We start from the raw sequence: 22,495 nt of genomic DNA on the forward strand, positions 1-22,495 counted from the left end.
CCGTTGAAGTTAGTTGTTGGTTTGGGGAATCCAGGGCCTAAATATGATGGTACACGTCATAATATTGGCTTTGAAGTTATTGATAGGTTGGAAGAAAGTTTAAATATACCGCTAGATCAATCTAAATTTAAAGGTGTCTACGGCTTTAAACGGGTAGGGGATGAGAAATTATTTCTATTAAAGCCCCTTACATATATGAATTTATCTGGAGAATCTCTTGTTCCCCTTATGAATTTTTATAAAATAGATAAAGAAGATATATTAGTAATTTATGATGATTTAGATCTACCACCGGGCAAAATACGGCTACGGGAAAAGGGAAGTCATGGAGGCCATAATGGAATAAGGTCTATTATTGCTCAATTAGGAACAGAGGAGTTTAAACGTATTCGTGTAGGTATTGGAAGGCCAGTAAAAGGGCAGGCTGTACCAGATTATGTATTAGGCAAGTTTCATAATGATGAACGGGTAGAAGTTGATGGAGCTGTCGAGAAAGCAGTTGAAGCTGTAGAAACTTGGACGAAATCTTCTTTTAAAAATGTGATGAATCAATATAATTAATGTTACAATGATGCATAGGCCCTCCTGTAAAAGTCCATACTATCTAACGGATAGATTGCATAGTATGGAGGGGGAAGGTAAGTGGCTATACATTACTATTGTAAACATTGTCGTAATAGCGTCGGAAAAATAAGTGATTATGAAGCAGACGATCATCAACTGGGGTTTAATCAACTATCTGAGGAAGAGCGTCAGGAAATGATTGAGTATGACTCCCAGGGTCATCTGCAAGTAAAAGTAATATGTGAGGAATGTGAAAATACACTAAGGGATAACCCAGATTATCATGTTTATGAATCATTCCTTCATTAAGACGTATTTCGACAAGCTTTGGTGCACCGTACCAAAGCATTTTTCTGTTGCTTAGGCAATATAACATATAGTATTAAGAATAATAAATTGTGAAATAAATGAAATAGAATATAGATTAGCTCATTGTGTGCTAAAGGAATACTTATATAAATGATTTATAGATTTTTATATTAGAGGGGAGAACGCCGTGAAAGGATTTATGGATTCCATCATTAAAGGAGATGATGTGACAAGCATCGTCGAAGGTATAGAAGCTAATTTATCTGAACAAATGATATCAGGCTTAGCGGGCTCGGCTAGGTCCCTTTTACTTGCATCTATTTTTGAAAGAACGCAGAGATCCCAGTTAATTGTTACCCATAATTTATTTCAAGCTCAAAAGCTTTATGATGATCTAGCATCATTAATTGGAGAAGATAGCGTTTATTTGTATCCAGTCAATGAGCTAATAGCTTCAGAAATTGCCGTAGCTAGTCCTGAAATGAGGGGACAACGAATTGAAGCAATAAATAAATTAGTTACAGGGGAAAAAGGTATTATCATATCTCCAATGGCTGGTATTAGAAGAATACTTCCACCAGTTAATCTATGGGAAGAAAGTCAACTAGATTTTGAATTAGGCAAGGACATAGACCTTGATAAATGTTTAGGACAATTTGTTACAATGGGCTTCCAACGGGTGGATATGGTGGCTACACCTGGACAATTTAGTCTTCGTGGAGGAATTATTGACATTTACCCCCTAACTGAGGAAATGCCGATTAGGATAGAACTCTTTGATACGGAAGTAGATTCTATCCGTTATTTTGACGTGGAAACACAACGGTCTAAATCTCAAATAAAAAGCATACGCATTGGGCCAGCAAGAGAAGTGCTTTTATTAGGAGAACATTTCGAGCGCGGAGCAGATCAGTTAGAACAAGCTCTTGCAAAAAGCTTAAAGAATATAAAAGATTCCTCCATAAAAGAGAAAATGGCAGAACAAGTTGGTCAAGAAATCACCTGGCTTAGGGAGAAGTCTGCCTTTGATTCCATTTATAAATATATGTCCCTGTTCTATGAAAAACGTAGTACGTTAATAGACTATATGCCAAATGATAGTGTGATTTTTATAGATGAAGTTAGCAGGGTTCAAGAAATGGCCAATAGTTTAGAAAAGGAAGAAGCAGAGTGGCATACATCTATGCTATCTCAAGGGGCTACCGTCTCAAAGCTTGAATTATCAAAGTCCCTAGAGGATCTTTTACAAGAAATGAGTCAACCAAAGCTCTATTTAAGTTTATTTTTAAGGCATGTCCCATTCACCAATCCGAAGAACATTATCAATATACAAAGTAAAACAATGCAAAACTTTCATGGTCAGTTAAACTTACTTAAAAATGAAGTGGATCGTTGGAAGGACGCCCAATATTCCATTACATTTGTCTGTGCAGATCATGACCGAGCAGAAAGAATGAAACAAGTTTTAGCAGATTATGACATTGAAGCGGCTATTGTTAATGAGTCTCAAACACCTGCTAAGGGACAAGCGCAAATTGTAACAGGCCAAATCATGTCAGGCTTTGAATTACCCATGCAACGAATGATTATTATTACAGAAGAAGAAGTTTTTACAAAAAAGTCAAAAAAGCCTAAGCGTCGTCAAAAGCTCTCTAACGCTGAGCGGATAAAGAATTACTCCGAGTTAAAGGTTGGAGACTGGGTTGTACACGTGAATCACGGAATTGGAAAATACTTAGGGATCCAAACGTTAGAGGTTGCTGGCAACCATAAAGACTATATGCATATCACATATGCAGGAAATGATAAGCTCTATGTTCCAGTAGAGCAGATTGACCAAGTTCAAAAGTATGTTGGGTCTGAAGAAAAAGAGCCAAAGCTGTATGCACTAGGTGGGAATGAATGGAAGAAGGTTACGAAAAAGGTGCGTTCATCTGTTCAAGATATTGCAGATGACTTAATTAAATTATACGCAGAACGGGAAGCAAGTGTAGGGCACAGCTTTTCTAAGGATGGTCATGAGCAGCGAGAGTTTGAGTCGTCCTTCCCATATCAGGAGACAGAAGACCAAATACGTGCTATTGAGGAAATTAAGAAAGACATGGAACGAGAGCGGCCAATGGACCGTTTATTATGTGGTGATGTTGGTTATGGAAAAACAGAAGTGGCTCTTCGTGCAGCTTTTAAAGCTGTCATGGATGGGAAGCAAGTTGCTTTCCTTGTACCTACGACAATTCTAGCGCAGCAGCATTATGAAACGATTAGGGAGAGATTTCAAGATTTCGCTGTGAATTCAGGACTTTTAAGTCGTTTCAAAACTAGAAAAGAGCAGAATGCAACTATCGATGGATTAAACAGGGGAACAGTAGATATCGTTGTGGGTACCCATAGACTTTTATCCAAGGATATTAAGTTTAAAGATTTAGGTTTACTTATTGTTGATGAAGAGCAACGTTTTGGTGTAACACATAAAGAGAAAATTAAGAAGCTAAAGGCAAATGTGGACGTTTTAACCTTAACAGCAACACCAATACCGAGAACGTTGCATATGTCCATGTTAGGTGTCAGGGATTTATCCGTAATTGAAACACCACCAGAAAACCGTTTTCCTGTCCAAACCTATGTGGTTGAATATAACGAGGCTTTAGTAAGAGAGGCAATTGAACGTGAGATGGCACGAGGAGGCCAAGTTTTCTTCCTTTACAATCGTGTGGAGGATATTGAGACGATGGCAGATAAAATATCCATGCTAGTGCCAGACGCAAGTGTAAACTTTGCCCACGGGAAGATGACGGAAAATGAGCTAGAAACTGTTATGCTAGACTTTTTGGAAGGTAATACGGACGTACTAGTTACAACGACAATTATAGAAACTGGTGTGGATATCCCGAATGTAAATACATTAATTATTAATAATGCAGATAAAATGGGGTTATCTCAACTCTATCAGCTCAGGGGAAGAGTAGGACGCTCGAATCGCGTTGCCTATGCTTATTTTACGCATCAGCGGGATAAGGTGTTAACGGAGGTAGCTGAGAAACGTCTCCAGTCCATCAAAGAGTTCACAGAACTAGGGTCTGGCTTCAAAATTGCAATGAGGGATCTATCTATACGTGGAGCTGGTAATTTATTAGGGGCAGAGCAGCACGGTTTCATTGCATCAGTCGGGTTTGATCTATACTCTCAAATGCTTAAGGAAGCTATTGACGAAAGAAAAGAAAGAAGTAATAACCCAGAAGAACCAAAGAAGGCTCCAATTCCAGAGGTGGAGTTAGATCTTCAGGTGGATGCCTATATCCCAGAGTCATTTATCCCTGATTCTAAGCAAAAAATTGATATGTATAAACGCTTCAAGGGTATAGAGTCACAAAGAGACATTTTGGATTTGCAAAATGAAATGATTGATCGATTTGGGGACTATCCTGAACAGGTAGATTACTTATTTTCTGTATCAAAAATTAAACACTATGCGCAACAAGAAGGTATTAAGTCTATCTCAGAAAAAAATAATATTTGTAAAATTGTGTTGAGTGAGGAAACAACAAAAGCGATTGATGGTTCTAAATTATTTAGTCTCATTAATAAGTTATCAAATAAACTTAATCTGTCTGCAACAGGTAATCAAATCACCATTCATTTGAAGAGAAAGACATTGGACGACAAAAAATATTTAAATATTTTAGAAGAGGTACTCTCAAAGTTTGACGAAGTTCAAAATGAGGAAATTACGTCTAAATAATTCCATTTTAGGTTCATCTAGCTAGCCACACTTCAAGCCTTTTGGAGATAGAAACATGAAATTTTTCACAGAGACATACAATTTCTTCATCAAATGGTGAATAGTTATCAGCTTTCGTTGGATAATAAAGACAAGATTCAGCTAAATAATACTTGCAAAAAAGCATCAAAGCATCAACGTGACTACAACAAGGAAAGTGAGGCAGCGTAAGTATGAAAGCAACTGGAATTGTTAGACGTATTGATGATTTAGGTCGTGTGGTAATTCCAAAGGAAATTCGCCGCACGTTAAGGATCCGAGAAGGGGATCCACTTGAAATTTTTGTGGACAGAGATGGAGAAGTAATTTTAAAGAAGTACTCACCTATCTCAGAGTTAGGTGATTTTGCAAAAGAGTACGCAGAAGCACTTTATGACAGCTTAAATCACGCTGTCTTAATTGCGGACCGCGATACATATATTGCGGTTTCTGGAGGATCTAAAAAAGAATATCACAATAAAGGTATTGGAGAGCTTGTTGAAACAGCGATGAATGAACGGAAGACAATGATCGAAGGACAAGCAGGTGAATACCAATTAGTTGGCGATGCGAAAGAGCAAGTAAATGGCTATTGTATTGCACCGATTATTGCAAATGGAGACCCAATAGGGGCTGTAACATTAATTGCAAAGGACTCTAATGGCATGGGAGATGTTGAAAAGAAGTTGGCAGAAACTGCAGCAGGCTTCCTAGCACGCCAGATGGAGCAATAGGGCAAGGCAATACTTTCTGGATCTATTAGTTCCGTTAGATGATACTACTGAGAGGCACTGTTAAAAGGTGCCTCTCCTTTTTTGTTGTTAGTTGGTGTTGTTGGTGGTGGGTGCCTCACTGCTAATGATAAAGAGATAGAGATCTTAATGATGGTGGATGTCTATTTGGGGACGGATTGGTAATAGGCTCAAAAAAGTGGGAAATGAAAATGAAGAAATTTGAGCCTAATCAAGGGCTGATCAGGTATGAAAAGGAGAAAAATGAAAATCTCATACCAGATCGAAGGCTGATCAGGTATGAAAAGGAGAAAAATGAAAATCTCATACCAGATCGAAGGCTGATCAGGCATGAAAAGGAGAAAAATGAAAATCTCATACCAGATCGAAGGCTGATCAGGCATGAAAAGGAGAAAAATGAAAATCTCATACCAGATCGAAGGCTGATCAGGCATGAAAAGGAGAAAAATGAAAATCTCATACCAGATCGAAGGCTGATCAGGCATGAAAAGGAGAAAAATGAAAATCTCATACCAGATCGAAGGCTGATCAGGCATGAAAAGGAGAAAAATGAAAATCTCATACCAGATCGAAGGCTGATCAGGCATGAAAAGGAGAAAAATGAAAATCTCATACCAGATCGAAGGCTGATCAGGCATGAAAAGGAGAAAAATGAAAATCTCATACCAGATCGAAGGCTGATCAGGCATGAAAAGGAGAAAAATGAAAATCTCATACCAGATCGAAGGCTGATCAGGCATGAAAAGGAGAAAAATGAAAATCTCATACCAGATCGAAGGCTGATCAGGTATGAAAAGGAGAAAAATGAAAATCTCATACCAGATCGAAGGCTGATCAGGTATGAAAACGGAAAAAACCCAAATCTCATACCAGATCAAGGGCAAGTATCAGTCTCAAAAAATGCAGAATCAAAAGAAGCCTACTCCCGATTGATCGCCAATCAATCACCAATCGTCAATCGCCCTAGAACTTTTGTATGCTATAATATCAAGAATTGGAATATAACGGGAGAGTGTCATGGTGGTTAAAAATAACGAAACTGGCTCATGGTTAAAAGGTGCTTTCTATTTATCCTTTGCCGCACTAATTGTAAAAGTATTAAGTGCTTTATATAAAGTCCCTTATCAAAACATGACAGGGGATCTAGGTTATTATGTATATCAACAAGTTTATCCATTGTATGGCATTGCTTTAGTATTAAGTACATACGGCTATCCTTTAGTGATTGCGAAGATGACGGCAGATTGGCGGAATAGCAAGGATAACATTAACTTAGGAGACAGATTGTCTGTATTATTTATATGGTTATTTATTATTCATGCTGCAGCTGGAGCTGGAATTATCATTTTTTCTGAAACGATTTCCATATGGATGGGGGACGCCAATTTAACTACACCTCTTAGATGGATGGGACTACCTTTCTTTATGATCCCTTTTTTAGCTGTTGGTAGAGGCTATTATCAAGGGTTAGAAAACATGATACCTACAGCTTTTTCGCAAGTTGTTGAACAAGTTGTTCGTGTGATTGCCATTCTTGCAGTAGCTTGGGTGTTGATAAAATATGATCCATACTTAGCAGGAATATCTGCAGGAGCAGGGGCACTACTTGGGGGTATTGCAGGATTCATCACTTTAGTCGCTATAATGAAGAAGGATGTAACACTTACTAAGCTCTTAAAAGAGAGAGTACAGGGAATTTTCCATTTTCATCAGACTTGGAAAAAAGATGTGAAAGAGTTATTCACAGCGGGATTTTTTGTATCTGTAAGTGCCATGTCTTTAATTATTTTTCAATTAATTGATGCTTTTACAATATACCGTACCCTTGAGTTAAATGGCATGAATCAAATGGTCGCTGCTGAACTAAAAGGAGTTTACGACCGAGCATGGCCAATTGTACAAATGGGTGCAGTTGTGACGACTGTATTTTCTTACGCAGTAATTCCATATGTTTCGAAGGCAGTTGCACTAAACCGAAGAGAGCACCTTCAAGCACTAGTTAAGCAGGCTATTAAAATCTGTTTAGTTTTTGGTTCAGCTGCCACGATCGGACTCATTGCAATTATGCCCCATTTAAACCCCATGCTATTTGGAAATGCTGAAGGTACTACTTCTCTACAGATTTTATCAGGAACCGTACTATTTGCGGCTTTATTTATGACAATGGCAGCACTATTACATGCTGTTGGAAATGCAGGTTACGCAGCAGGGATCTTACTTATTGGAATTGCTTTGAAGGTCATTTTAAATATATTATTGATCCCCATTTATAGTATTGAAGGAGCGGCAATAGCTTCGACAACTGCATTTGTTTGTATGTCTTTGGTATTATTTATAATATTAATTAGGAAAAAGCTAATGTTGAAATGGAACCACTCGTTTTTTATAAAAACAATTGTTTCTTTAGCTGTCATGATGATTGTGGTTGTGATGTATCAATGGGGCATGACACAATTGATTGTGAGGGAATGGGGAGAATTAAACCGCTTATTACATACCCTCCTTTCCCTATCGTCTGCAGTACTTGGGGCTTGTTTATTTATCATTACCATTTGGCTTTTCAGATTATTTACAAAAAAGGAGTGGGAGGAACTGCCGAAGGTCTCCAAAATACTCCCATATAGATAAGTGGTTATTTTCACGGCAGGTAAATACAAAAAGAATAGGAAGGGATAAAATGAGACATCCAATTTCTATAGTTGGACTAGGTGCTGGTGATATTAATCAGTTGCCACTAGGATTATATAAAGAGTTAAAAAACGCAAATAAAGTTTTAGTAAGAACAATGGATCACCCAGTCATTCAACAGTTAACAGACGAAGGATTAACTTTTGAAAGTTTTGACCACGTATACGAGTCCCATGATCAGTTTGATGAAGTTTACGAAGAGATTGTACAAACTTTATTGATGGCTGCGGAGGAAGGGCCAGTATTGTATGCTGTTCCTGGTCATCCACTTGTGGCGGAATCGACTGTTCAAAAATTGATACAGGTGGAGAAAAAAGGTGAAGTTGAGTTGAAAATGATAGGTGGACAAAGCTTTCTGGATCCTATGTTTTCGGCTTTGAAGATTGATCCAATAGAAGGATTTCAATTAATGGACGGCACTAGCTTTAAGCGTGATGAGATTCAAATGAGACAACACCTTATTATTGCCCAAGTATACGATAGTTTTATTGCCTCTGAAGTAAAGTTGACACTGATGGAAAAGTATCCTGATGATTATGAAGTAGTCATTGTCACAGCTGCAGGAAGCAATGACGAATCTTTAGTACATGTACCTTTATATGAACTAGATCGAGCTGCCGAATTGAGTAATTTAACGGCAGTGTATGTTCCGCCAGTGAGTGAGGAGTCCCTATTATACAGAGACTTTGATAAGTTGCGTGAAGTAATTATGATACTAAGGGGTCCAAATGGTTGCCCATGGGATAAAGAACAAACACATGAATCGTTAAAAAAGTATTTGTTAGAAGAAACTTATGAAGTTTTGGATGCAATAGATGAAGGAGACGAAGATCATTTAGCTGAAGAACTGGGAGATGTACTCTTACAGGTAATGCTTCATGCTCAAATTGGAGAAGACGAGGGTCTCTTCCAGATAGAAGATATTATAGCTCACATTACGGAAAAAATGATTCGTCGCCATCCTCATGTATTCGGGAATGCAGAAGCGGAAGATGCAGATAAGGTAATCTCTCAGTGGGAAGAGATCAAGCGCAAAGAAAAGAATGGTGAGGTGAAGGAAAGTGAATATTCTATTTTATCCGATATCCCCAATGCCATGCCTAGCTTATTAAGGGCGTTAAAAATACAAAAAAAGGCTGCGAAGGTTGGGTTCGATTGGGATGATGAGGCACCAATGTGGATGAAGCTACAGGAAGAAATTTCAGAGTGGCTTCATGAAATGAAAGAAGGAAATGAAAAGTCTGCGGAGAAAGAATTAGGAGACGTCCTTTTTGTTTTAGTGAACTTAGCTCGATTTCATGGGGTGGACCCAGAAGAAGCATTAAGGCAGACAAACGATAAATTTATCCGCCGTTTTCAATACATTGAAAAAAAGATAGGGGATCAAGGGTTAAGATTAGAAGATCAATCATTACAGACCCTCGATCAACTTTGGGACGAGGCAAAGGAAAATGAGTAATTGGAGGAGAATGAGAGATGCGTATTGATAAATTTCTAAAAGTATCAAGGATAATTAAGCGTAGAACAATGGCAAAGGAAGTTGCAGAACAAGGTAGGGTTCAGATCAATGGGCAAACTGCAAAGGCTGGAGCAAACGTAAAAATTGGAGATGAAATAGCGATTCAATTCGGTCAGAAGCACATCGTTGTTAGAGTGGATAGGTTGGAAGAATCAGCAAGAAAAGAAGATGCAGCAACATTCTATACAGTTATAAAAGAAGAGAGAATACCAGAAGAGAGATTTTAAATAAAAACGATCGTTTTTAAATGATTGTTTAGTTTCAGCGCCCTCCTATTGTAACCATAGGTGCTTTTCCTTTTCTAAATAGCTTGTTCTATTTTTTGTTTTCCCCTCATAGATATTTAGCAAAGCGTTTTGAGGAGGGGAAGCATATGGAACATTCCTATGACTATACAATGGGTGGACAAGGGAGAAAGGCACAGGAACATCATGTTACAATGCGTGGGCGTAAGACACTGGACATTACTGGTGTGAAGCAAGTGGAAAGCTTTGATAATGAAGAGTTTTTACTAGAAACAGTATTGGGATTTTTGTCTATTCGTGGCCATAACCTGCAAATGAAAAACTTGGATGTAGATCAAGGTAATGTATCAATTCAAGGGAGAATTGATGACCTTGTTTACCTAGACCAGCATCACAATGAAAAGTCTAAAGGCTTGTTTGGGAAGTTATTCAAGTGACGTTAGATGTTCAATTTTTATCCATACTAGCCAGTACGGGAATGGGGATTGTACTAGGGGCTGCCTTTGATACATATAGAAGGTTTGTAAAAAGCCCCAAGCGTCTCCGATGGTCATTAATTATCAATGATATCTTGTTTTGGATATTGCAGGCACTGCTATTTTTCTACGTGCTTCTTCAAGTGAATAATGGAGAAGTGCGGTTTTATTTGTTGCTAGCCATATTACTAGGATATTCTATCTATCGGGCTTTATTAGAGAGAATATATCGCCGTGTATTAGAAGTTATGATCCAATTTGTTAGTAACATGATAAATATTTTGATCAGAACGATAAAAGTCCTAGTTTATGAACCTTTAAAATGGTTATTGAAACTAATCGTATCCTTAAGTATGATAGTATTAACCACTATTTGGGGCATTTTACACTTTTTAATTCGAATAATACTATCACCGTTTCGCTGGATCGGTCAAAAATACGTTAAGTCCTATGGAATCCCGTTCCAATCCACAATAAATAAAGTTAAATCATTTGTGGGGAAAGTGAATACAAAATTTAAGAAATTATTTCATTGGTTTAGGCGAAAATAGGAGGGTTTGCAAATGGAGAAAGGGCATAAGAAAAATATTCGCAGGATTACATCAGAATACATGGACCGTCAAGTTCTTCTTCATGAGCAAAAGTTACGACGTAGAAAAGGTTTAATGCGACGGCTAACGGTGTTTGGTTTACTAGTCATTATTCTAGTTGCCTTTACTGGTATTACAATGTATAATCAGCATTCTCTGTTGGAAGATTTAAATGAAGAAAAAGCGAGATTGGAGAGCAAGTTGGAAGTTTTACAGGAAGAAGAAAAGGACTTGTCAGAAGAAATCCAATTATTACATGATCCAGATTACATTGCGGAAATTGCCCGCCGTGACTTCTTTTTGACCAAGCCTGGGGAGACTTTATTTCAACTTCCCCGTTCCACCACGACTTCTGATTGACACAAGTTCTTTAGTCTCGGTATAATATATGTATATATGAACTTTTTAGATTTATTAAGGAGGAGCATTTTTTACATGTCCATTGAAGTAGGCAGCAAGTTACAGGGAAAGGTTACTGGGATTACAAATTTTGGAGCGTTCGTTGAACTACCTGGTGGTTCCACTGGATTAGTTCATATCAGTGAAGTAGCTGATAACTACGTAAAAGATATTAACGAATTTTTAAAAGTTGGCGATGAAGTTGAAGTTAAAGTATTAAATGTTGAAAGTGATGGGAAAATAGGCTTATCGATAAGAAAAGCGAAAGATAACCCACCACCAGAACGCCGTCCACAGAAAAAAGGACCACGTGGCGGTAATAACAGACCTCAACGAGCCGTTTCTTTTGAGGATAAAATGAACCGTTTCCTCAAAGATAGTGAAGAGCGTTTAGCATCATTAAAGCGCAATACTGAATCTAAGCGCGGAGGTAAAAGCTCCAAAAGAGGATAATTCTTGCTGCTGTAAATGAATCTAATATGATATTTAAATCAACACTTGCTTACATTAGCAAGTGTTTTATTTTTTTGGTCGATGATCAAGGCGTCTCCGCTTTTCTTTGTCTAGCTCCACCGCCTATCGGCCCAAGAAACTTCCTTCACCTCGTCTACGATAAGTCAACATCAACTCACTCCGTTCGATGTGTTTCCTTTATCTCACTCGGATCAGTGCAGTTTTTTGGCCGATGATCAAGGCGTCTCCGCTTTTCTAACTATATGCTTTTAGGTTTGTACACTATTATCAAACTATACCAAAAATCTTCCGTGGTTCTTCGTCAATTTACCCCGTTTACGTCTATCTGTCACTTTTTAGAATTTCCACTATGAAATAAGGGGTAATTCCCATCATAGCAAGTTTCTAAGGCTAAAAATTATTCTTTGTTTTAAAGAAAGGTATGTATTTCTATGAATCTATTTTAAGAGGGTTCTGTAATATACCCAACTTTTTGGTGATTTAAGGAAGATTCCCGTCGAAGAGTTTTTTTATATAAGATGCCTCTTTTGACAAAATTTGAATCAAATACATGTTTATAATGTTACCACGAGACAAGAAGAGTGAATAGGTGGTGCAAATAATGTTTCAAAAATTAACCTTAAAGGCAATTGATGGACAAGCTGGTACGATTGTGAACGAATCACCCCCATTAAACAAAACTGAAAAACATGACACCCCACACTCCATGTCAATGACTGGAGAGTCATTTAAAAAGACACTAGTAATACTTGGGCTAGGTTTTCTGTTAGGACGAGCAGTAATTTTACTGCATTTACTGCCATTTGTTATTCCATTTCTAGCAGTAATATTTCATGTGAAAAGGAGCCATACATTGATAGCTGCTCTTGCTTTGATTGCAGGATCTGCTACAGTTTCCATTGGATTTGCAGGGCATACAACCGTTGCGATATTACTGTACTTTCTATTTCAAGGGCTTGCTGATCATTTAAAACAGGAACAAAAATTCATTCCAATAATAGTCTTTTTAGCTACAGGCACAGCACGGTATGTAGGCTTCTTAATAACAGATGGTCATTCTTGGTATAACGTTCTTACAACACTGGTGGAAGCAAGTTTAGCGATGGTAGTTACACTTATCTTTTTACAGAGCCTTCCATTAGTGTTTGAAAGACGAAAAAAGATGACACTAAAGCATGAGGAGATAGTTTGTTTAGTTATTCTATTGGCGTCACTTATGACAGGTACTGTTGGTTGGTTAGTATTTCAACTGTCAGTGGAACAAATTGTAGCTCGTTATATCGTGTTGATATTCGCATTTATTGGCGGAGCTGCAATAGGGTCAACAGTAGGGGTTGTAACAGGCTTAATTCTAAGCCTGGCAAACGTAGCCAATTTATTTTATATGAGTTTACTAGCTTTTTCAGGATTACTCGGGGGTCTTTTAAAGGAAGGTAAAAAAATATCTGTTGGAATTGGTTTAATCATTGGGACTCTACTGATGGGTATGTATGGAGATAACCAGGTTTCTATGCAGTATTCCATGTATGAAACACTTATTGCAGTCTCTTTGTTTATGTTAACTCCAAAAAAGTGGACTGAATATATGTCAAAATACATTCCCGGAACGGTGGAACACTCCCAGGAGCAACAGCAATATATTCGGAAAGTTCGTGATGTTACGGCAGGAAAAGTAGAACAGTTCTCTAATCTATTTTTAAGTCTATCAAAAAGCTTTACATTACTAGAAGCTACAGGGGAAAGATCAAACCGAGAAAGGGAAGTAGACTTATTTTTAAGCAAAGTAACGGAAAAAACATGTCAAACTTGTATGAAAAAACATCAATGTTGGACAAAAAAGTTCCAGGAAACATATGGGTTAATGGAGCAGTTGATGAGGGAGTGCGAACAAGATGGTGGTGTTTCAAATCGTCAGTTACAAGTGGAGTGGCGGCAACATTGCATCATAGATGAACGTGTGATCGACGCGATGAAAAGTGAGTTGAATCAGCATCACGCAAGTCAGCAGCTTAAACAACAGTTAATTGAAAGCCGACGTTTAGTTGCAGATCAATTAAAAGGTGTATCTAAAGTAATGGAGGATTTTGCAAAGGATATTCAACGGGAAAAGCAAGAACATGAAAAACAAGAATCTGAAATAACGGAAGCTATTCAGCGTGCAGGGTTAGATGTGGAGATGGTAGATGTCTATAACTTGGAAGCTGGAAATATTGATATAGAGATAACATTGTCTAGCAATACGTATAATGAAGGGGAAAAAATCGTTGCGCCGCTACTATCTGACATACTTCAAGAAACGGTTATTGTTAAGCATACAGAACCTGCTACTTTAACGGGTAATGAGCAACGGGTTACATTCGGATCTACGAAAAAGTTTGAAGTAAATGAAGGGGTAGCCCATGCAGCAAAAGGTGGGAAACTTGTGTCAGGTGATAGTTATTCCACAATGGAACTAGGGGCTGGTAAATATGCCATTGCCATTAGTGATGGAATGGGTAATGGCACGAGAGCACATATTGAGAGTCAAGAAACGATCGGATTATTGAAAAATATATTGAGGTCTGGAATTGAAGAAACGGTAGCTATCAAATCTATTAACTCTATCTTATCTCTACGCTCACAGGAAGAAGTTTTCTCAACACTTGATTTAGCCATGATTGATTTACAGGAAGGATTCGTTAAGTTCTTAAAAGTTGGATCCATTCCAAGCTATATAAAGCGAGGTACAAATGTGAAGTCCGTGGAGGCAGGGAATCTTCCGATTGGTATTATTCATGATATGGATGTTGATGTAGTCACGGAACAGCTTAAATCTGGTGACTTACTCATTATGATGAGTGATGGTATTTATGAAGCTCCAAAAACGGTAGAAAATCATGATGTGTGGATGAAGCGAATCATTAAAGAATTAGAAACAGATGATCCTCAAGAAGTGGCAGACTTATTAATGGAGCGGGTTATCAGGGAAACGGGTAATGAAATAAATGATGATATGACAGTTGTAGTAGCAAGATTAGATCATCATTTACCAAAATGGGCTTCCATATCATTACCAAAACAGAAAGACGCATAACATTATTTAAGCGAAAAACTGTAACGACCACCAACACAAAGTTATTATTTCAAGGTAGCCATTCATGTATGCATATAAGTATTTTACTTTGCACCATGGTGGACGAAAATTGTAATACTAGTTGGTGTGAGTGTAAGTCCATGAGTAAACTGTCTCTTCCTCTACAAGCATTTGCTCTGTAGCGTATCCGTCGAGACAACTCGTAGCTTATTCGTGATGTAAACGCTCGTTCCTGTGGGATCATAGGCAGGGGTGAGACCCCGCAGTGCGCATGCACGAGGAGGCTCACCAGCCGCCCACGGAAAGCGAATGGACTGTAACGATCACCAACACAAATTTGTTATTTTCAAGGTGGCCATGTAAGCCAAATAAATATTTATAGTTGAGGTATAAACTCTCCTAATCTTGTAAATGATGATATTAATTACAAGAGTGGAGGGGAAACTCATGAAAAAGGGTACTTTAAGGCAAATATTACTTTTAACAGACGGATGTTCTAATACAGGAGAGGATCCAATAGCAATTGCATCCCTTGCAAAGGAAGAAGGGATCAGTGTAAATGTTATTGGGATTGTTGACAGACAGGAAATGAGCGAAAGAGGAGTCTCTGAAATCGAGTCGATTGCTGAGGCTGGAGGCGGTATCAGTCAAGTTGTGTATGCGAAGCAACTTTCTCAAACTGTTCAAATGGTAACAAAGAAGGCAATGACACAAACGATTTATGGTGTTGTAAATAAAGAAGTTTCTCAAATATTAGGAGAAGAAAAAGAATTAGAAGATTTAGAGCCTGAAAAACGAGGGCAGTTAATGGAAGTGGTAGACGAACTAGGGGAAACGATGGATTTAGATGTACTTATTCTAGTGGATACAAGTGCAAGTATGAGAAATAAACTTCCAATGGTACAAGAGGCATTAATAGATTTATCCGTAAGTTTAAGAGCAAGGACAGGAAGTAATCATTTTGCATTGTTTTCATTTCCCGGAAAAAGAAAAGATGTTGATAAGTTAATTAACTGGTCGCCTAATTTTGATTCTATATCTGGCGCGTTTAAGAAGATGGCTACATCTGGTGTTACTCCTACAGGCCCTGCATTACAAGAAGGTATTCGTATTATGGCAAAAAGGATGAAGAAGAAAGGAACAATGGATGATGAGCTCGCTCTCGAAGAAGAAGCTTGATATAAAGCTACATCCAGGTCAAGTTATTATAGGAAAGTGGCACCGAAAGTCATATCAGATCGTACGAGAATTAGGGTTTGGGGCGACAGGGACTGTTTACTTAGCAGACTCTAAACAAGGTTTAGTTGCTTTGAAGATTGCAAGTGATTCCATGTCAATTACATCTGAAGTGAATGTTTTGCGACACTTTTCCAAGGTCCAGGGGCCTAGCCTTGGGCCTTCTTTTTATGATGTAGACGACTATGTGGCCAACCAGGGTGTTTACCCATTTTATGTGATGGAATACATTAATGGTGAGCCATTTTTGCCATTCTTAAAAGATAAGGGAGGAGAATGGCTCGGAATTATGGTAGTACAACTATTAGGAGACTTGCACAGACTCCATCAAGAAGGGTGGATTTTCGGAGATTTAAAGCCAGAGAACTTATTAGTTACCCGTAATCCTAATAGAGTGAGGTGGCTTGATGTTGGAGGAATGACGAGGGTAGGTAGAGCTATTAAGGAATATACAGAGTTTTTTGACCGAGGATATTGGGGTTATGGTGGCAGAAAAGCTGAGCCTAGCTATGATCTGTTTTCTGTAGCAATGCTCATGATTAATAGAGCTTATCCATCTCGTTTTGAAAAAAACACCAGCAAAGGGCCAACCTCACTCATATCAAAAATCAAAGCGAAAAATACCCTTGAACCTTATGAAACAGTAATACGTAGAGGCCTTGAAGGCAAGTATGAAAGTGCCATGGCGATGCGACAGGAATTAATGTCTGTTGTCCAAAATACTTCATTCACTTCTCGTCCTAAGTCAGAGGGGAATACTATTACTGGAAAAGGGAAGAGTGTTTCTAGGCAAGCTAGAAAGAAGAGAAACAATGTCAAAGAACAGAAAAAACCTTTAGTTGGCTTGTTTGAGTCAATGCTATTTGCCTCTTTCCTTCTTATACTATATATTTTATACTTATTTGGACAAGCAGTGTGATTAGTAACGGATAAGAGGACGGTGTTTTGCAATGGGAAAAGCAGATGATGTCATGGACATCTGCATGCTTGCAGGGGAAATTATGCTCACATACGGGGCAGAGACATATCGGGTAGAAGAAACCCTTGAGAGGATTGCGAAGTCAGCATCATTTAAAAACGTTCATTGCTTTGCAACAGCGACCGGAATATTTTTATCTTTTGAAGAAAATAAAGAAAAAGATGACCTGATGCAAATGGTTCGGATTGATGATCGTATGCAAGACTTAAATAAAGTAACGGAAGTAAATCAAGTGTCTAGGGAATTCGTTTCAGGTGAGCTTTCTATTCCCGATGCCCATGAAAAATTGCTAGCGATCTCAAAAGCTCCGATGCAGTACCCACTTTGGGTGATCCATCTGGCAGCGGGATTTGCAGGTAGCGGTTTTTCTTATTTATTTGGTGGCGGATGGTTTGACTTGATTCCTGCATTTATAGCAGCAGTCATTTCAAGTCTTATTGTTGTGGAGTTGGAAAGGCATTTGAAAGTTCGGTTTGCAGCTGAGTTTACTGCTGCTTTCTCTGGAGGATCGGTTGCTATTCTACTTGTATTTATAGGCCTTGGTAATAATTTAGATCAGATCATTATCGGATCATTAATGCCGTTAGTTCCTGGTGTCCCATTAACCAATGCTGTTCGAGATCTAATGTCAGGTGACTTGTTAGCTGGAATGGCAAGAGGTGCAGAAGCCCTAGTAACTTCCCTAGCAATAGCTAGTGGAATAGCATTAACAATTTCAATCTTTCTATAAAGGAGGGTCTTTTAATGGGACTAATCATAGAACTTATTATTACATTCATTGCGACTGTTGCATTCGGTGTTATCTTTAGTGTTCCTAAAAGGGCGCTTCTTATAGGTGGAGCGATTGGAATGATAACTTGGGGTATATTGCAGACAGTACAAATGGCAGGAGCAAATCCAGTCGTATCTACAGCTGTGGCGTCCTTGACGGCAGCAACTTTCTCCCATTTGCTAGCGAAACGAATTCGAATACCAGTTACGGCACTTGTTATTCCAGGGATTTTACCCCTTGTACCAGGTAGTAGGGCATATTTTACGATGCTATCCTTTGTTGAAGGTGACTACTTAAATGGATTAGAGGTAGGTGTTCAGACGATGTTACAAGCAGGGGCCATTGCCTCTGGTCTTGTTTTGGCTCTAGCAATATTCTCATTTGGGAAAGGGATTGGTCATCGATATGAACCAAACCGTTGAACAATTTATTAAAAAGCATAATTTAATAGAAGAAGATGATCACATTATCGTAGGAGTTTCAGGCGGAGTAGATAGCATGGCATTACTACACTATTTATCCTCAAGTTTTCCCAATCAGATTACTGTCGCTCATGTGGAACATGGACTAAGGGGAAAGGCGTCAGTGGAAGATATGGAGTTTGTAAAAATATATTGTGGTAAAAAAGGTATTCCGTTTTTTTACCATCAGCCAGATGTAGTTAAATTGATGAAGGAAAAAGGATATTCAACACAAGAAGCTGCTCGGGAATGTAGGTACTCTTGGTTTCATTCTTTAATGAAGCAATTTAAAGCCAATAAGCTTGCAGTCGCTCATCATGGGGATGATCAGATCGAAACGGTACTCATGAGACAAGTGAGAGGAAGTTTAACAGGTCTACAAGGTATACCTGTAAAACGTAAAATTAGTGATGGCTTCATTATTCGTCCATTTCTATGCGTGAGTAAAAAGGATATCATTGATTATTGTTCCGATAATGGTGTTACATACAGAGAAGATGAATCAAATTACAAAGATACGTACCAAAGAAATAGGTTCAGAAAAGTGCTCCCTTTTTTAAAAGAAGAGAATCCAAAAGTACATCAGTCCTTTCAGCGTCAAAGTGAATGGATTCAAGAAGATAACCGCTTGCTAGAGTTAATGGCAAAGAAAGAAATAGAAACAGTCATTATTAAGAAAAATCAGAATAATATACAACTATCGATTGATGGTTTCCTCTCTATACCAACGCCTTTACAAAGACGTGGTCTTCATCTAATATTAAACTATCTATCGCCTGATGCGGAACACTTTTTGAATGGGATACATGTCGATGATATGATTACACTGATGGAGAAACAATTCCCATCAGGAATGATACATTTACCTAAGGGGATAGTTGTTGAGAAAAGCTATAACCGATGTTTAATTACAAAGGAGTCTGGAAAAAAGGAAGCAGACTGTGAGGACAAAAAAGTACTGATTCCGATTCCAGGGTTAGTCCATTGGAAAACGGGAAAAATAACTTCAACCATACATAAGAATGAAGAGACTGGTTCAAATGGTGACGCTATATTTTTCGCAGATGCTAAGGCAATTGACTTTCCACTCTATGTGAGGTCAAGGAGACATGGAGATCGAATCTCTCCTTTAGGATTAAAGGGATCATCTAAGAAAATCAAATCAATATTTATTGACGCGAAAATTCCAAAGGCTGAACGGGAGACATGGCCTATTGTTACAGATGCAAATGGACAGGTTATATGGATTCCCTTTTTGAAACGGTCTGAAATCGGAAAAGTTACTGCTCAGACGGAAGAGGTGATTACTCTCGTTTTTAATAAAGATGATGAAAATATCAAAAGATAGTATATAAGCTGTTTATATAAGTAGTCATTGTTTAAACAGCTTTATAATACATAGGACATTTAATGCATTTATTTAGGAGGGTCTACTACACACATGAGAGAAGACATTAAAGAGGTACTAATATCAGAAGAACAAATCCAAGAAAAAGTGAAAGAATTAGGTAAGGCTTTGACCGAGGAGTACGACGATAAGTTTCCACTAGTGATCGGTGTATTGAAGGGGTCATTACCTTTTATGGCAGATTTAATAAAAAACATTGATACACATATTGAACTGGATTTAATGGATGTATCTAGCTATGGAAATGATATGGTTTCTTCTGGCGAAGTTAAAATCGTCAAAGATTTGAATACATCAGTTGAAGGAAGAGATGTACTTATTTTAGAAGACATTATTGATAGCGGTCTTACCTTAAGTTATTTAGTGAACTTATTACAATATAGGAAAGCAAAGTCTGTAAAAGTAGTCACTCTTCTAGATAAGCCTGAGGGTCGTAAAGTGGATTTAGTACCTGACTTAGCTGGTTTTGTTGTTCCTGATGAATTTGTCGTAGGATATGGGCTAGATTATGCAGAGAAGTATAGGAACCTCCCATATGTAGGTATTCTTAAGCCTGAAGTATATCAAGGTTAATTTTTAAAAAATATTTTACAAAAACGATTAAATTATTGTCGTTTCGCAAAAGTTAACATTTAGGTAAGTGATAAGGGCTTCTTTATTGTAGTATCGAATAAATATATGGTAGTATTATCTAAGCATATTTTGACCGTGGGAGGAGGTAAAGAATGAATCGAATTTTCCGTAATACTATATTTTACCTATTCATTTTCTTAGTCATCGTTGGGATCGTAAGCTTGTTCCAAGATGATAGGGTAGAGACTAAGGAATTTGATCTGAATACATTCCAACAGGAATTAGAAGAAGGTAATATTAAATCGATCAGCCTGAAGCCACATAATGACGTGTATGTTGCTACAGGTGAGCTAAGAAGAGAAATAGATGGAACGAACAACTTTACCGTTAATATCATCAACCTTGAACCATATTTGGTTGATATTTTAGCACAGATAGGCGATTCTGAAGCAGATGGAATAGAATCAATCTTTACTGAACAAGCCGATGAGCCAAGCGGCTGGGCCAATTTCTTTATTACGATGATTCCATTTGTAATCATATTATTACTTTTCTTCTTCTTACTAAGCCAATCTCAGGGTGGCGGCAGCCGTGTCATGAATTTTGGTAAGAGTAAGGCGAAATTAGTAAGTGAAGATAAGAAAAAGGCACGTTTTAAAGATGTTGCCGGTGCAGATGAAGAAAAGCAAGAGCTAGTAGAAGTGGTTGACTTCTTAAAAGATCCACGTAAGTTTTCCCAAATTGGTGCACGTATCCCTAAAGGGGTTCTTTTAGTGGGACCTCCAGGTACTGGTAAAACGCTTCTTGCTCGTGCTGTAGCAGGGGAAGCTGGAGTTCCGTTCTTCTCCATTAGTGGTTCGGACTTTGTAGAAATGTTCGTCGGTGTCGGGGCTTCTCGTGTTCGAGACTTATTTGAAAACGCGAAGAAGAATGCACCATGTATTATCTTTATTGATGAAATTGATGCAGTTGGTCGTCGTCGTGGTGCCGGTCTTGGTGGTGGACACGATGAGAGGGAACAAACTCTAAACCAATTGCTTGTTGAAATGGACGGTTTTGGTGTAAATGAAGGTATTATTTTAATTGCTGCTACAAACCGTGCAGATATTCTTGACCCAGCATTATTACGTCCAGGACGTTTTGACAGACAAATAACTGTTGGCCGTCCAGATGTTAATGGCCGTGAAGAAGTACTTAAAGTACATGCTAAAAATAAGCCGTTAGCTGACGATGTAGATTTGAAAACAATCGCACAAAGAACACCAGGTTTTTCAGGTGCTGATTTAGAGAACTTGTTAAACGAGGCAGCTTTAGTTTCTGCTCGTGGAAACAAGGAGAAAATTGATATGGAAGCGGTCGAGGAAGCTATTGACCGTACTATCGCAGGACCGTCTAAGAAGAGTCGTGTTATCTCTGAAAAAGAGAAGAATATCGTTGCCCATCATGAAGCTGGACATACGGTAGTAGGTGTTAAACTTGAAAGTGCAGATCTTGTCCATAAAGTAACGATTGTACCACGTGGTCAAGCTGGTGGGTATGCAATGATGCTACCTAAAGAAGACCGTTACTTCATGACAAAGCCTGAACTCCTTGATAAAATTGTAGGACTTTTAGGTGGTCGTGTTGCAGAGGAAGTTATCTTTAACGAAGTAAGTACTGGAGCGCATAATGATTTCCAACGTGCTACTGGTATTGCCCGGAAAATGGTAATGGAATTCGGTATGAGTGATAAGCTCGGACCAATCCAATTTGGTAACACGCAAGGTGAAGTATTCCTAGGTAGAGACATTAATAATGAGCAAAACTACAGTGAAGCAATTGCACACGAAATTGACCTTGAAGTACAACGTATCTTAAAGGAATGTTATGAGCGTTGTAGACAAATCTTGGTTGAAAATAGAGACAGCCTTGAATTAGTTGCTGAAACGTTGCTTGTACATGAAACGTTAGATGCAGAGCAAATTAATTCCTTGATCAATGAAGGTAAACTTCCTGAAAATCACCATATGTCTAAAAAGATAAATGGGGATACAGACGACAATAAGGACAGTGATGTTATAGTTAACATTCAAGGTAAAGATGAATCAACAGTAGCTGATTCCGAAACAGATACGGGTGTAGAAACATCATCTGAATCATCATCTGAATCTGAATCTGATGAAAATCAGGATCGGGAAAAATAAAAAATCATTAGAGAAAAGGGTGTCTGTTCTAGACATC

At 38.2% G+C, this 22,495-nt stretch carries 20 protein-coding genes; all 20 read left to right on the forward strand.

Annotated features, from left to right (window positions below):
* The first annotated feature begins 3 nt into the window (after nucleotides 1-3).
* The 20 genes from pth (at nucleotide 4) to ftsH (ending at nucleotide 22,458) form a co-directional block, all read left to right on the forward strand.
* A complete protein-coding gene (gene pth, locus BW724_RS22835) occupies nucleotides 4-561 on the forward strand; it encodes an aminoacyl-tRNA hydrolase (protein ID WP_088078178.1) in 558 nt (185 codons plus the stop codon).
* Between the two features lie 81 nt (nucleotides 562-642).
* Nucleotides 643-873, forward strand: coding sequence for an anti-sigma-F factor Fin (locus tag BW724_RS22840; protein WP_088077498.1), 231 nt, complete (start codon nucleotides 643-645; stop codon nucleotides 871-873).
* Nucleotides 874-1,060: 187 nt separating this feature from the next.
* Nucleotides 1,061-4,612: a transcription-repair coupling factor gene (mfd, locus tag BW724_RS22845; RefSeq protein ID WP_088077500.1), complete on the forward strand. Its 3,552-nt coding sequence runs from the start codon at nucleotides 1,061-1,063 to the stop codon at nucleotides 4,610-4,612.
* 212 nt (nucleotides 4,613-4,824) lie between these two features.
* On the forward strand, nucleotides 4,825-5,364 hold the full coding sequence (spoVT, locus tag BW724_RS22850) for a stage V sporulation protein T (RefSeq protein ID WP_088077502.1): 540 nt from the start codon (nucleotides 4,825-4,827) through the stop codon (nucleotides 5,362-5,364).
* Between the two features lie 209 nt (nucleotides 5,365-5,573).
* A complete protein-coding gene (locus BW724_RS22855) occupies nucleotides 5,574-6,410 on the forward strand; it encodes a hypothetical protein (protein ID WP_140355066.1) in 837 nt (278 codons plus the stop codon).
* The gene (locus tag BW724_RS22860; protein WP_088077506.1) at nucleotides 6,400-8,010 is read left to right on the forward strand and encodes a putative polysaccharide biosynthesis protein; all 1,611 of its coding nucleotides are present in this window, start codon (nucleotides 6,400-6,402) and stop codon (nucleotides 8,008-8,010) included. The genes BW724_RS22855 and BW724_RS22860 overlap by 11 nt, the downstream gene beginning before the upstream one ends.
* Before the next feature lie 49 nt (nucleotides 8,011-8,059).
* Nucleotides 8,060-9,529, forward strand: a complete 1,470-nt coding sequence (mazG, locus tag BW724_RS22865; protein WP_088077508.1) for a bifunctional methyltransferase/pyrophosphohydrolase YabN — start codon at nucleotides 8,060-8,062, stop codon at nucleotides 9,527-9,529.
* Nucleotides 9,530-9,546: 17 nt separating this feature from the next.
* Complete coding sequence (locus tag BW724_RS22870) at nucleotides 9,547-9,816, forward strand: RNA-binding S4 domain-containing protein (RefSeq protein WP_088077510.1); 270 nt, start codon at nucleotides 9,547-9,549, stop codon at nucleotides 9,814-9,816.
* Nucleotides 9,817-9,962: 146 nt separating this feature from the next.
* Nucleotides 9,963-10,271, forward strand: coding sequence for a sporulation protein YabP (gene yabP / locus BW724_RS22875; RefSeq protein ID WP_088077513.1), 309 nt, complete (start codon nucleotides 9,963-9,965; stop codon nucleotides 10,269-10,271).
* Nucleotides 10,268-10,861 carry a spore cortex biosynthesis protein YabQ gene (gene yabQ, locus BW724_RS22880; protein ID WP_088077515.1) on the forward strand — a complete coding sequence of 198 codons (594 nt, stop codon included), beginning with the start codon at nucleotides 10,268-10,270 and terminating at the stop codon, nucleotides 10,859-10,861. The genes yabP and yabQ overlap by 4 nt, the downstream gene beginning before the upstream one ends.
* 12 nt (nucleotides 10,862-10,873) lie before the next feature.
* Nucleotides 10,874-11,260, forward strand: coding sequence for an FtsB family cell division protein (locus BW724_RS22885; RefSeq protein ID WP_088077517.1), 387 nt, complete (start codon nucleotides 10,874-10,876; stop codon nucleotides 11,258-11,260).
* A gap of 75 nt (nucleotides 11,261-11,335) precedes the next feature.
* Complete coding sequence (locus BW724_RS22890) at nucleotides 11,336-11,752, forward strand: S1 domain-containing RNA-binding protein (RefSeq protein ID WP_088077519.1); 417 nt, start codon at nucleotides 11,336-11,338, stop codon at nucleotides 11,750-11,752.
* A gap of 622 nt (nucleotides 11,753-12,374) precedes the next feature.
* Nucleotides 12,375-14,846: a stage II sporulation protein E gene (spoIIE, locus tag BW724_RS22895; RefSeq protein ID WP_088077521.1), complete on the forward strand. Its 2,472-nt coding sequence runs from the start codon at nucleotides 12,375-12,377 to the stop codon at nucleotides 14,844-14,846.
* A gap of 447 nt (nucleotides 14,847-15,293) precedes the next feature.
* Nucleotides 15,294-16,025, forward strand: coding sequence for a vWA domain-containing protein (locus BW724_RS22900; protein ID WP_088077523.1), 732 nt, complete (start codon nucleotides 15,294-15,296; stop codon nucleotides 16,023-16,025).
* Nucleotides 15,997-17,001 (forward strand): serine/threonine protein kinase, encoded by a 1,005-nt coding sequence (locus BW724_RS22905; RefSeq protein WP_328588737.1) that lies wholly within the window; start codon nucleotides 15,997-15,999, stop codon nucleotides 16,999-17,001. The genes BW724_RS22900 and BW724_RS22905 overlap by 29 nt, the downstream gene beginning before the upstream one ends.
* Nucleotides 17,002-17,032: 31 nt before the next feature.
* On the forward strand, nucleotides 17,033-17,791 hold the full coding sequence (locus BW724_RS22910; RefSeq protein ID WP_088077527.1) for a threonine/serine exporter family protein: 759 nt from the start codon (nucleotides 17,033-17,035) through the stop codon (nucleotides 17,789-17,791).
* A gap of 14 nt (nucleotides 17,792-17,805) precedes the next feature.
* Nucleotides 17,806-18,255, forward strand: a complete 450-nt coding sequence (locus tag BW724_RS22915; protein ID WP_088077529.1) for a threonine/serine exporter family protein — start codon at nucleotides 17,806-17,808, stop codon at nucleotides 18,253-18,255.
* Nucleotides 18,239-19,642: a tRNA lysidine(34) synthetase TilS gene (gene tilS, locus BW724_RS22920; RefSeq protein WP_088077531.1), complete on the forward strand. Its 1,404-nt coding sequence runs from the start codon at nucleotides 18,239-18,241 to the stop codon at nucleotides 19,640-19,642. The genes BW724_RS22915 and tilS overlap by 17 nt, the downstream gene beginning before the upstream one ends.
* Nucleotides 19,643-19,735: 93 nt before the next feature.
* Nucleotides 19,736-20,275, forward strand: coding sequence for a hypoxanthine phosphoribosyltransferase (gene hpt / locus BW724_RS22925; protein WP_088077533.1), 540 nt, complete (start codon nucleotides 19,736-19,738; stop codon nucleotides 20,273-20,275).
* Between the two features lie 152 nt (nucleotides 20,276-20,427).
* The gene (ftsH, locus tag BW724_RS22930; RefSeq protein ID WP_088077534.1) at nucleotides 20,428-22,458 is read left to right on the forward strand and encodes an ATP-dependent zinc metalloprotease FtsH; all 2,031 of its coding nucleotides are present in this window, start codon (nucleotides 20,428-20,430) and stop codon (nucleotides 22,456-22,458) included.
* The last annotated feature ends 37 nt before the right edge of the window (nucleotides 22,459-22,495 follow it).

It is taken from the genome of Litchfieldia alkalitelluris, from assembly GCF_002153425.1.
Lineage (GTDB): Bacteria > Bacillota > Bacilli > Bacillales > Salisediminibacteriaceae > Evansella > Evansella alkalicola.